The organism is Pseudoalteromonas sp. SWYJZ19, from assembly GCF_015864375.1.
Classification (GTDB): Bacteria; Pseudomonadota; Gammaproteobacteria; order Enterobacterales; family Alteromonadaceae; genus Pseudoalteromonas; species Pseudoalteromonas arctica.
Genome location: NZ_JADYXI010000008.1, coordinates 70,785 through 84,828, shown reverse-complemented (window position 1 = coordinate 84,828; position 14,044 = coordinate 70,785). Strand labels below are relative to the sequence as shown.

Sequence of the window (14,044 nt, the reverse complement as noted above, 5' to 3'; positions counted from 1 at the left end):
AGCGTGAGCGATGCCGCTGGCAACGAAGCCAACGGCACAGGCGCAGGAGAGGTGGATACAATTGCACCGACCCTTGTACTTACCAGCCCTGGTTCAAGTAATGACATCACCCCGACATTTAGCGGCACCAGTGATGCGGTTGAAGGCACGGTTATTAACTTCACCGTAGTGGATGATTTTGGTAGCTCACAAACGTTCACCACCACTGTGGATGCTGATGGCAACTTCTCAGTGGAAGTACCGACTGCACTGGCAGAAGGGCCGTACACGATCACCGCCAATATCAGCGATGTGGCAGGTAACAGCACCGATATTACAGGCAACGGCACAATAGACACGACCGCGCCAAGCATTACCGTGGATGCGCCAGTACTCACCAATGACACCACACCCACAGTGACAGGCACCAGTGATGCGCCTAACAGCACCATTACCGTTACGTTTACCGATGCAGAAAATGCCACTCAAAGCATTGATGTACAAACCGATGCTAATGGTAACTGGAGTGCGACACCAACAGGTACATTAGCTGAAGGTGACTACAGCGTCAGCGCTAGCATCACCGATGCCGCAGGCAACACAGGCACCGGCACGGACAGTGGCGAAGTAGACGTAACCCCGCCAGCACTTGCCTTTACGCCAACGTTTGAGCTTGGCTTATTAGTCACATTAAGTGGTACGTCTGACTTGCCAGCAGGTAGTGAAATTACTATTACCGAGCAACTTGTTAACGGGGGTATTGGTGCAACTTATACCACTACAACCGATGCGGATGGCAACTGGTCATTAGTCGGATTAGATGTATCGTTACTTGATGTTGGCTCAGTGATCGCAACAGCGACCGATGCCGCAGGTAACACGCGTACAATTAGCTCAGACGACTTTGATAACACACCACCAACGCTTACTGTTGAGGTTGACGCACAAAGCGACAGCAACACGCCAATCATAAGCGGCACAAGTGACGCAGGTGAGGGTGCGCAAGTGACCATAGTGGTTACTGATAGCGCAGGCAACCCACAAACCATCACCGCACTTGTGGATGCAAACGGTGATTGGAGTGCCACACCAGCGACACCATTAAGTGAAGGTCAAAGCACCATTGAAGTAAGTGTACGCGACAGTGTTGGCAACGAAACTACAGTGAGTGACACCACCACTATCGACACGCAAGCGCCACTACTCACCATTCAAAACGTAGGCGATGTCAGCGATTTAACACCTGAGCTGCAGGGCACTAGTAATGAAATTGGCGGCACCGTAACACTGACCATCACCGACAGCCAAGGCGCTGAGCAAACCTTCACCACCACCGTTGAAAGTGATGGCCACTGGAATATTGAAATTCCAGGTGCCCTTGCACAAGGTGACTTTAGCGTTGTTGCCAGCATTACCGATGCCGCAGGCAACGACACCACGGCCAACAGTAGTGGTAATGTAGATACCATTACACCGGTTATCACCGTTGATGCACTGGGTTTAGGCAACGACAGCACCCCTGTTGTTAGTGGTACCTCAACAGAGCCTGAAGGCACCGTTGTGAATATTGTTATCACAGACAGTAACGGCGATGAAACACCAATTACAGCCACAGTCGATGCGAACGGCAACTGGCAAGCAATCAGCCCTGAATTACCAGAGGGCAGCTACAGTGTGCAAGCCAGTATCACCGATGATGCAGGCAACACCGGCGGCGCCACACAAACAGGCAACCTAGATACCTTAGCGCCGACATTGACGTTAGACACAGTCGGTGCCACGAATAATAGCACACCAACAATTAGCGGGACATCGAACGCGCCAGCAGGCACGGTTATAACGATTAACGTCACGGATGCAAATAATACAGAAACGTTCACCGCAACAGTACAAGCTGATGGCAGCTGGTCAGCGGATGTACCGAATGCACTGAGCGATGGTGAGCTCACCATTGAAGCTAGCGTTAGTGATAACGCCGGTAATACCACTACATTAAGTGAAACCGCAACACTCAACACCACGGCCCCAAGCATTAGTATTAATGCATTGGTTGATACCAACGACACCACCCCAACCATTAATGGTACAAGCGATGCGGCAGATGGCACCACGATTAGTTTAACGTTTGAAGACAGTGCAGGGAATATTACGACTGTTGATACGACGGTAACGGGTGGTGTATGGAGCATCGATGCACCAACTGATTTAGCCGAAGGCGAATATACTGTTACCGCACAGGTAGACGATGGCCTAGGTAATATCGGCAGCGCCACCGAAACAGGCGAGATTGACTTAACCGCACCAAGCCTTGTTATTGTAGACAATGGTGTTAGCAATGACACGACACCGACCATCTCGGGTACAAGCGATGCGCCACAAGGCAGTGAAGTCACTATTATTGTGACAGACAGTGCCGGTGCACAGCAAACCATTACCGCGACAGTTGGCGGAAGTGGCGCGTGGTCAGCCCCTGTTACGACAGCCCTTGCAGAAGGTAACTTCACCGTAAGCGCAAGCGTGAGCGATGCCGCTGGCAACGAAGCCAACGGCACAGGCGCAGGAGAGGTGGATACAATTGCACCGACCCTTGTACTTACCAGCCCTGGTTCAAGTAATGACATCACCCCGACATTTAGCGGCACAAGCGATGCGGTTGAAGGCACGGTTATTAACTTCACCGTAGTGGATGATTTTGGTAGCTCACAAACGTTCACCACCACTGTGGATGCTGATGGCAACTTCTCAGTGGAAGTACCGACTGCACTGGCAGAAGGGCCGTACACGATCACCGCCAGCATCAGCGATGCGGCAGGCAACAGCACCGATATTGCGAGCGATGGCACCATTGATACCACAGCACCAAGTGTGAGTGTGGATGCGCCAGTACTCACCAACGACACCACACCCACAGTGACTGGTACCAGTGATGCACCTAATAGCACTATCACAGTTACGTTTACAGATGCAGCGAATACCACTCAAAGCATTGATGTACAAACCGATGCTAATGGTAACTGGAGTGCGACACCAACAGGTACATTAGCTGAAGGTGACTACAGCGTCAGCGCCAGCATCACTGATGCTGCAGGCAACACAGGCACCGGCACGGACAGTGGCGAAGTAGACGTAACCCCGCCAGCACTTGCCTTTACGCCAACGTTTGAGCTTGGCTTATTAGTCACATTAAGTGGTACGTCTGACTTGCCAGCAGGTAGTGAAATTACTATTACCGAGCAACTTGTTAACGGGGGTATTGGTGCAACATATACCACTACAACGGATGCGGATGGCAACTGGTCATTAGTCGGGTTGGATGTATCTTTACTTGATGTTGGCTCAGTGATCGCAACAGCGACCGATGCCGCAGGTAATACCCGTACAATTAGTTCAGATGACTTTGATAATACGCCACCGACACTCACTGTTGATGTTGTAGCACAAAGCGACAGCAACACGCCAATCATAAGCGGCACAAGTGATGCGGGCGAGGGGGCACAAGTGACTATCGTGGTTACTGATAGCGCAGGCAACCCGCAAACTATCACCGCCCTTGTGGATGCAAACGGTGATTGGAGCGCCACACCAACCACACCGCTAAGCGAAGGTGAAACGACCATTGAAGTAAGTGTGCGCGACAGTGTCGGCAACGAAACCACCGGGAGTGACACCACCACCATCGACACGCAAGCGCCACTACTCACCATTCAAAACGTGGGCGATATAAGTGATTTAACACCAGAGCTGCAAGGCACCAGTAATGAAATTGGTGGCACCGTTACATTAACTATAACCGACAGTGAAGGCATCAATCAAACCCTTAGCACCGTTGTAGGCAGCGATGGTCACTGGGCAATCGAAGTCTCGACAGCCCTTGCACAAGGTGAGTTTAGCGTTGTTGCCAGCATTACTGATGCTGCAGGCAACGACACCACCGCGAGCAGCAGTGGCAATGTTGATACGGTTACACCAATCGTCACTGTTGACGCATTGGGTCTAGGTAACGACAGCACCCCAGTTGTTAGTGGTACCTCAACAGAGCCTGAAGGCACGGTTATCAACATTATTATTACCGACAGTAACGGTGATGAGCACCCAATCACTGCCACAGTTGATGCCAGCGGTAATTGGCAAGCAACCAGCCCTGAATTACCAGATGGCAGCTACACCGTACAAGCCAGTATCACCGATGATGCAGGCAACACAGGTGGCGCAGTTCAATCAGGCACTCTTGATACCTTAGCACCGACATTAACACTGGATACCGTGGGCGCTACGAACGACAGCACTCCAGCAATCAGCGGAAGCAGCAATGCTCCAGCGGGCACAGTGATAAACATCAGCGTAAGCGACGGCACCACAACCGAAACGTTCACCGCGACAGTACAAGCCGATGGCAGTTGGTCAGCAGATGTGCCGACAGCATTAGCTGATGGAGAGCTTACTATTGAAGCCAGCGTGAGCGATAACGCCGGAAACACCACCACATTAAGTGAAACCGCGACACTCAACACCATCGCGCCGAGCATTAACATTAATGCCTTGGTTGATACCAACGACACCACACCAACCATTAATGGTACAAGTGATGCAGCCGATGGCACCACTATCAGCTTAACGTTTGTAGACAGTGCAGGAGCTGAAACCACCACGACCATCACGGTCACCGGTGGCCTATGGAGCGTTGCAGCGCCTGTTGAGTTAGCTGAAGGCGAATACACGGTCACCGCAGAAGTAGATGATGGACTAGGTAATATCGGCAGCGCCACCGAAACAGGCGAGATTGACTTAACCGCACCAAGCCTTCTTATTGCAGATAATGGTGTTAGCAATGACACGACACCGACTATCTCGGGTACAAGCGATGCGCCACAAGGCAGTGAAGTCACTATTATTGTGACAGACAGTGCCGGTGCAGCGCAAACAATGAGCGCCACCGTGCTTGCTAATGGTACGTGGTCAATTCCTGTACCGGTAGCACTTGCAGAAGGCGCATACAGCATTAGCGCGAATGTTGAAGATGTGGCAGCCAACGACACCACTGCCACAGGCACTGGTGAAATAGACACCACCGCACCGACATTGATCCTAACGAATCCAGGTTCAAGTAATGACATTACTCCGACACTCAGCGGAACAAGCGATGCGGTTGAAGGCACGGTTATTAATTTCACGGTTGTGGACGATCAAGGCAATACACAAATCTTTACGACCACTGTGGATGCCGATGGCAACTTCTCTATAGAAGTACCGACTGCCTTGGCAGAAGGGCCGTACACGATCACCGCTAACATCAGCGATGTGGCAGGTAACAGCACCGATATTACAGGCAACGGCACCATTGATACCACAGCACCAAGTGTGAGTGTAGATGCGCCATTATTAACAAACGACAGCACACCGACGGTTACTGGCACCAGTGATGCGCCTAACAGCACCATCACGGTTACGTTTACCGATGCAGCGAATGCAGTGCAAACTATTGATGTACAAACCGATGCAAGTGGTAACTGGAGTGTAACGCCAAGCGGCGATTTAGCGGAAGGTAATTACAGAGTCAGCGCCAGTATCACCGATGCCGCAGGCAATACAGGCACGGGTACAGACACTGGCGAAGTCGATATAACCGCTCCGGATCTTGAAATTATTCCATCGTTTTTATTAGGTAATTTAGTTTCTCTTTCGGGGGATTCTGATCTACCAGGGGGTTCTGTAATCACTATTACAGAGTACCTAGTTGGGGGATTAGTTGGTGCAACTTATACAGCAACGACAAATCCTGATGGTACGTGGGGGCTTGCAAACATAACAGTACCTTTACTAAACCTTGCCTATGTGACTGCCAGTGCAACGGATGCAGCTGGTAATGTCAGAACAATCAATACACTTGATTTTGATAACGTAGCACCAGAATTAACCGTTAGTGTCGATGCTTTATCTAATGACAGTACGCCAGTAATTAGCGGCACCACCGATATGGGGCAAGGCACTGTAATTAATATAACCGTGACTGATAGTGAAGGAGAAAGCCAAGCGTTTACTGCGACAGTTCAAGCCGGTGGCGACTGGTCTGTTGCTGTACCTGCAGAGCTAGCGCAAGGTCAATATACCGTTGTTGCAGAGGTTAGAGACAGTGTTGGTAACTTAACAACGCAGCAGGCTCAAGGTGAAATAGACAGTGTTGATCCTACATTAATTGTGAACGAAGTTAACGCGACAATAGATACAACACCTACAATTTCAGGCACAAGTAATGAGATAGGTGCAGATGTAAGCATTATTATTGGTGGTCAAACACTAACAGCAACTGTGGGTACTGATGGCAATTGGCAAGTAGATGTCCCCGTAGCACTTGTTGATGGTGATTATACGGCGCAAGTAAGTATTACCGATGACGCTAATAATATCAGCAGCACGACTATTGATTTAACAATTGATACCCAAGTACCTGTTATTGTACTTAATGATATAACTGTATTTAACACTAATACACCAATTGTAAGTGGTACTTCAACTGAACCACAGAATACGGTGGTCGATATAGTCATTACAGATAGCAACGGTGATATACATACTTTAACCGCAATAGTTGATGCTAGCGGCGATTGGCAAGTTACAGCGCCAAGCTTGCCAGATGGCAATTATGATGTAGAGGTAAGTATTACCGATGATGCTGGTAATACAGGCTCTGATACAGGTTCGAGTTTTGTTGATACTCAAGCACCAAGTATTACTATAAATGCATTAGGTACAATTAATAACAGCACGCCAACTATTTCAGGCACATCCAATGAACCTGAAAACACGAGTATTACAGTAACTGTGACCGATGGAGATAGTACCGAGACTTACACAACTGTTGTTGGTGCAGGAGGTGCTTGGACTGTAGATATTACAGATGTACTGACTGATGGTGAAGTTACAGTTTCTGCAAGTGTTACTGATGCCGCAGGGAATGAATCAGTTGCAAATAGTACCGCAACTTTAAATACCAATGCGCCTACAATTAATATTAATACAATTGTTGATACGAACGATCAAACACCAGCAATATCAGGCACAAGTAGTGCAATAGATAACTCGGTGATCACAGTCGTTATAACTGACGTTAATAACGTTTCACATACTGTAACTACGACGGTAGTAGGCGGGATTTGGAGTGTTGATGCGACAACTATTCTTCCTGAAGGTGAGTTTACTGTTTCGGCAAGTGTAACTGAAGGAAGCTTAACGAGTAATACAACAGGTAGCGGTGTTATCGATTTAACCGCGCCAACGCTTAGTATTACGCCGCTTGTAACTTTAAATGATACAACGCCTACAATTTCAGGCACAACAACCGCACCGCAAGGCGCATTAGTTATTATTTTAATTACTGATAGCTTAGGTGCAGAGCAAACGGTTAATGCTACGGTTGGTGCAAATGGCACATGGTCAGTCGCTGCAAGTACAGAGTTGAGCGAGGGCACTTACACGGTTTTAGCTTCAACAACAGATACTGCCGGTAATCCTGTAAACACAAGTATTACAGGGGAAGTTGACATAACAGCGCCAGTTGTGACCATTAACGATATTGCTGGAAGTACCGATCTAACTCCAAGTATTTCAGGGAATGTGACAGGTGCCATGGTAGGTGATGCAGTTGCTGTGGTATTTACCGATGCACTAGGGAATAAGCATACTGTAAATACAACAGTTCAAACTGGTGGTGTATGGTCTGTAGAGGCAACTAGCTCTCTATCACAAGGAGATTATTCAGTTGAAGTCTCTGTTACTGATAGCGCTGGTAATACCGGGGACGCAACAAATACAGCAACCATTGATACAATTGCTCCTGAGATTAGTATTAATCAAAGTTCATTAATACTGACTCAAGATAGCACTCCATTAATTACAGGCACATCTAACGAAGCAAATACAAACGTTATAGTTACCTTTACTGATTCTGCTGGAGTTTCTCATCAAATGACCGTTCAAACCGATGGCAATGGAGACTGGCAAGCGGCTGCTAATAATATTTTAGCTGACGGTGTTTACAGTGTTAGTGCAACTATTAGCGATGCTGCGGGCAATACTTCGGTCGACAATAAAACCGGTGGTGAGGTTGATACCGTGGGACCAGAGCTAACAATTGTGCCTTCGTTCCTATTAGGTCAGTTGGTTTCTTTGTCTGGTACATCTGATTTGGGCGAAGGTAAAACCGTTACGGTTACTCTAGAGCTTGCAGGTGATTTACTCGATTTAACATACGATGTAACCACAGATGCAAATGGTGATTGGGAGCTATTAGGCCTAGCCGTTAATGTTATTGGCTTATCAGTTATTGAAGCCTCGGCAACCGATGATGTGGGTAACACCACCACTATTACGACTGCTGATGTAGATGCTTCAACCCCAGTACTAAATGCGGTAGTTGACTTTGCTACTGGTGAGGGCGATTTACCAATAATTAGTGGTACGACCGACCAAGCACCAGGCACTGAAGTGCTAGTTAAAGTGGTAGATAGCGAAAATGTAGTACAAGAGCTTACGGCTATAGTGCAAGCCGATAATACGTGGGCTGTGCAGGTTCCTCAATCATTAGCTGAGGGGACATTTAGTGTAACAGTTGACGTGTTAAGTGAGGTCGGTATTACTACCACGCAACTACTTACCGCAGTGGTGGATACAATATCGCCAACACTTGGCTTACAGGTTATTGGCACAACATCAGATTCAACGCCAATAATCCAAGGTACCAGTGATTTAATTAATGGTGTTGTTGAAATACAACTAGATGGCGGCACTGTACTAACTACTACAGTTGATGCTTTGGGAATATTTACACTTGAAGTTGATGCATTATCTGAAGGGCAACACGTTGCTAATGTGAGTATTACTGATGATGCAGGTAATGTAGTTACCGATACGCTTGAATTCGTCGTTGATACGCTAGTACCAGTGGTTGGAATTTTACCACTGAGCATTAGCAATACAGATATATTAGAGCTTTCAGGTACATCACCAGAAGCTGAAGGCACAAATATTGATGTAACTGTTATTGGTAGTAATGGTGAAAAAACGGTATTTAATACTTTAATTGATGCCAATGGCAAGTGGTCTTTAGTAACTACTAGCTTATCAGATGGTGTATATACTGTTTCTGCAAGTATAACTGACGCCGCAGGTAATACAGGGCAGTCGGCCATTGAGCAAGTAACCATAGATACTATAGCGCCAGCGCTAGGAATTGATGCGTTTGGTGTACTTAATACGCTAACACCTACTATTGAAGGGACAAGCGATGAAGAGGTAGGAAGTTTAATTACCGTAAATATTACTGACTCTACAGATACATTATATGTAGTTACCACTTCGGTATTAGGAGACGGAACATGGCTTATTGTTACTCCTTTACTTGCTGAAGGTGACTTAACAATTGAGGCAATAAGTACAGATGATGCTGGGAATATAGCAACAGTTACGCAAACGGGCACTATTAGTACAACCTTACCAGGTTTGTTAATTAATCAAATTGTAGATACAAGCGATACAACGCCAACAATTACAGGTACCACAGATATATTAGCAGGTGACGTACAGGTAGTTATTACCGATAGTAGCGGTACAGCAACGACATATAACACCCAAGCTATTGCAGGTGTATGGACTCTAATACCTACAACACCATTAGCTGAAGGTGCCTTTACTGTAAGTGCTACAGTTGAAAACTTAGGGCTTACAAGTTCTACAAGCCTAGGTGGCATTATTGATTTAACACCACCAACAGTTGAAGTTAACCAGTTACCTGTTACTAATAACCCGTTACCAACAATTACAGGTACAAGTGATGCACCAGCAGGTACAAATGTGAGTGTTGTTATTACCGATGCTAATAATGATTCACAAACTATTACCGCTCAAGTTTCAGGAAGTGGCACATGGTCAGTAACAGCTACCACCGCGCTTAGTGAAGGTAGCTTTAGTGCAACAGCATCAATAAGCGATACAGCGGGTAATTCTGCTAGCGATACTATGGTGTCAAGCACAGACTACACAGCGCCAACTGTAGTCATAGATCCAATATTGGTAGGGCAAGATACAACGCCTACTGTTACGGGGTCAGTTACTGGAAGCTTTGCAGGTGCAGCGGTTATAGTTATGTTTACTGATTCAGCTGGTGCCACTCACAATGTTCAAACAACAGTTGGAGCTGATGGGACGTGGAGTGTGACATCAGCAGAAGTACTTCCTGAGGGCAACTACAGCGTTGATGTAAGCATTGTTGATGGTGCAAGTAATACTGGTACGCAATCATCAAGTAGCGCAATTGACTCAGGTATTACAATTGATTCAGGATTGGTACTAACTACAGATCAAAACCCAGTTATAACAGGTACAGCCGCTCCAGGTGAGTCAGTAACGGTGATCTTTAGTGGCGCTACAGAGGCAACTGAAACAGTATTTGCTGATGCATCTGGTGAGTGGAGCGTAACAGCTAATACTACCTTAGCTGATGGGGCTTATACAGTAACAGCTGTAGCGACCGATAGTTCTGGAAACGCAACATCAAGCGGTAGTTTATCTGGATTGGTTATTGATAATACACCGATCAACTTTACAGTAGAACCTGAGTACTTACTTAATTTATTGGGTATAGGGATATTGGTTGGTTACGAAGGTACATCTGATGGCGGTGAGGGAAGTAAGGTCTATATTTTCGACTCATTAGTTTTAGGCATTGATTTAGCATTAACTTCAGCGCCATATGCAGTTGTAGATGCTCAAGGTAATTGGGACTCTACTAATTTAGATCTGAATCTTTTAGGTTTACTGGGTACAGGTCTTGAAAACACGCATTTCTATACTGTGGACGAAGCTGGTAATTATCAAGTTAAAAATGGAAATGATGTGTTTATCGAGTCCGGCAATATTTACACCTCTGAATCAGGCTCAGCCTCTGGCGATACAATCCCTGCATCATTTAGCGAAGAGTCGGCTCTAGGCGATACAATTCCTAATGAAGTTTCAAGCAGCAACGTATTAAGCACTGAAACAATTGACTTAGGTAACTTGAGTGGTCTGTCAACACCTGAGCAAACGGTCCAAATGAGTTCGGCGGAACCGCTTAATATTGATGACGTTATTATTAGCGAAGATGCAGAGCAGCTTATAGCGCTAAATACACTGGTTGAGGACGAAGGCTCTGCAATTGCTTATACTCCAGCTCAAAGTGGGGGAAGCATTGATGCAGCAGCACCTGCGGTTGATGTGCAAAATCAATCGGAAGAGATGATTAAACACTTAATTGAAAGTAGTAATAATCAAACGGATATTTAATATTAATAGAGCCCTCTTAATTATTTATTAAGGGGGCTTACATTATTAAGCAAATGGATATTATTTATAACGAAATTTAAGAACAAAGGACATTAAAAAAGCCTTATTGATATATCAATAAGGCTTTTTTAATGTAAAATTTTGGGCTTACGCTTTTAAATTACGAACCAATTTACTCTCGGTATTTACAGATTTACCGGCTTGATCGTAGGTCATTGACGTTGGTGCGCCAATTAATATCTCTTTTAATTGTTTAACACTAAGTTGCGCTTGGCGGGCAGCATGAGCATTAACATTATTTTGTTTTTGGCATTGCGCAAGTTGAGTTTTAACTTGGCTTATTAGCTCAGATATTTCAGGATTTTGTGTATCGTTACTGGCAATAAGCTTACTTAGCTCTTTATCAAGAGTGCTTAGCTTAGTTAAAAAAGACATTTTTTGTTGGGTAATTTCTTTTAAACCAGCACCACGTCGTGAAGCAATAGCAGTAAGCTCGTCGTTTAATAGCGTATGCAAAGAATCTAAACAACTTACTTGTTGGTTTAGTTTTACGCTAATTAAACTATTATGATCAGCCATACACATTAAACTCAAAATCAGCTAAGTTTTTAGCAAGCTTTTCACTGTCCACTTGATATTTACCTTCGGTTATTGCTTTTTTAAGCTCAGCAACTTTATCGCTGTCAAATCCAGACGATTGCTGTGCTTTATCTTGAAGCGTTTTTAATTGCTGCGCTTGCGGCGTTAAGCTTACAGAGTCACTTGCTGCTTTAGGCGAAGGAGTCTGCGTCGCTTGTGTATTTGCGTTATCTTTTTTTAAATCAACTTGTTGTTGCTTTGCATTTGTTAACGCATTAGCTTGTTGATTACTGCCATTAACTTGATTAACCATAATAATAAACCCGTATATTACCCAACTTATGCCATGTTATCGGCATATACGTAGGATACTTTAGTATAAATCTAAATTAAATATTCACCTGAACAGACTCTACACCATCTACTCGCGCATTTAAAACTTTACCTGATTTTTTGTTTTTTATTTGTATTTGTTCGCCCAAAGTACCGTCTTCTAAAGCAATACCTGTGGTTTTAATTCTAAGGCCTCTAAGGTTAGCGTAAATATTAACAGAGTCACCTTTACACACCATACAAATTTGGTTTAGTAATACTGGCATACCACTTCTAATATTTCGTTTACTTCTGCTGCCTATTAACATTGTGGGGTCATCTAAGTACTGTATTCGTACAAAGTGAGTTGGTTTCATTTCAATACTTAAATGCGATTTAGTTATTACTTCACCGCGGGATAAATTAGCGGTGGCAACAACAACTGGGGCCATTTCAACAACTCTTACATGAACGTATTGAGCCCACGTTTGCGCATCATTGCACTTAGCTTGTAAGGTTACTTGGCGGTTAAATGGTGGCTCATCGGATGTTGATAATTCAAGCTCAGTATTACAGACACGATCAGGAATGCGACTATCTAAAGGCAGTGCACTTAATTGAGTATTAGTATTTTGCAATGTACCAATCTGCTTAGCTATATAAGCAACGGCCATGTCTTGTAATAAATCTTTACTAAACACTTTAGCTTGCAAAGGGAATACAAAGCACAAGCTAGTAACAAAATAAAAAACACTGTATCTTCTGATTTTTTTTAACAAACTCATAATGTTTCGACTATGCTTATGGTTTCAAACAGGGTATAAATATTTTGCGTCAAAAAGTAGACGCACCCGCGATGTTATGTAGCTTTATAAATAGAAAGCAATTATCGTTCCGTATTATTTGTTTTCTTTAGGAGATTTGAATGGCAGGCATTTTAGACTCAGTAAACCAACGCACACAGTTGGTTGGGCAGAACCGCCTAGAATTACTTTTATTTAAGCTCAGAGGGCGTCAGCGTTTTGGTATTAATGTATTTAAAGTGAGAGAAGTGCTGCAATGCCCTCCACTAACAAGCATGCCAAAATCTAATCCGTATATTCGTGGTGTTGCACATATTCGTGGTCAAACTATTTCAGTAATTGATTTATCAATGGCTGTAGGTGGGCGCCCAATCGACAACATTAAAGACAGCTTTATAATCATTGCTGAATACAATCGCTCTGTGCAAGGGTTTTTAGTGGGCGGAGTTGAACGTATTGTAAATATGAATTGGGAAAAAATAATGCCACCACCATCAGGCGCCGGACGTTATTCATATTTAACAGCAGTGACCGAAATCGAAAATGAATTAGTCGAAATTCTCGATGTAGAAAAAATTCTCAACGAAATTTGCCCAGTAAACACAGAAGTAAGTGCTGAAGTTGCACAAAGCGGCGATATTCAAAAAGATTTAGGCGAACGTATCGTATTTATTGCAGACGACTCTGCTGTTGCGCGTAATCAAGTTAAACGTGCCCTAGAGCCGTTAGGCGTGCAAACAGAGCTTGCCAAAAATGGTAAAGAAGCACTTATAAGATTAAAAGAAATAGCAGAGCTTGATTGTAAAAACGATATTACTGAGCGAGTAGCGTTACTTATCTCAGACGTTGAAATGCCAGAAATGGACGGTTATACCTTAACAGCTGAAATAAAAGCAGATCCCAAACTTGCACCTTTGCATGTTATTTTGCATACCTCTTTGAGTGGTGTTTTTAACCAGGCTATGATTGAAAAAGTCGGGGCAGATGACTTTATTGCTAAATTTAACCCAGACGAATTAGCAACAGCGGTTAAAAAGTGGGTTCATTGTGATTAA

5 protein-coding genes are annotated in these 14,044 nt (G+C 44.7%); 2 read left to right on the top strand and 3 right to left on the bottom strand.

Annotated elements, in window-relative coordinates; translation table 11 throughout:
• The first annotated feature begins 3 nt into the window (after positions 1-3).
• Positions 4-11,295: an Ig-like domain-containing protein gene (locus I6F45_RS10050; protein ID WP_197160380.1), complete on the top strand. Its 11,292-nt coding sequence runs from the start codon at positions 4-6 to the stop codon at positions 11,293-11,295.
• A gap of 147 nt (positions 11,296-11,442) precedes the next feature.
• On the opposite strand, the gene flgN is transcribed toward I6F45_RS10050, so the two are convergent.
• The 3 genes from flgN to flgA form a co-directional block, all read right to left on the bottom strand.
• Complete coding sequence (flgN, locus tag I6F45_RS10045; protein WP_024589967.1) at positions 11,443-11,874, bottom strand: flagellar protein FlgN; 432 nt, start codon at positions 11,872-11,874, stop codon at positions 11,443-11,445.
• The gene (gene flgM / locus I6F45_RS10040; protein ID WP_007581856.1) at positions 11,867-12,187 is read right to left on the bottom strand and encodes a flagellar biosynthesis anti-sigma factor FlgM; all 321 of its coding nucleotides are present in this window, start codon (positions 12,185-12,187) and stop codon (positions 11,867-11,869) included. Before flgM ends, flgN begins: the two co-directional genes overlap by 8 nt.
• A gap of 76 nt (positions 12,188-12,263) precedes the next feature.
• The gene (gene flgA, locus I6F45_RS10035; protein ID WP_165729499.1) at positions 12,264-12,971 is read right to left on the bottom strand and encodes a flagellar basal body P-ring formation chaperone FlgA; all 708 of its coding nucleotides are present in this window, start codon (positions 12,969-12,971) and stop codon (positions 12,264-12,266) included.
• A gap of 140 nt (positions 12,972-13,111) precedes the next feature.
• Here flgA and I6F45_RS10030 point away from each other — a divergent pair, with 140 nt between their 5' ends.
• Complete coding sequence (locus tag I6F45_RS10030; protein ID WP_007581858.1) at positions 13,112-14,044, top strand: chemotaxis protein CheV; 933 nt, start codon at positions 13,112-13,114, stop codon at positions 14,042-14,044.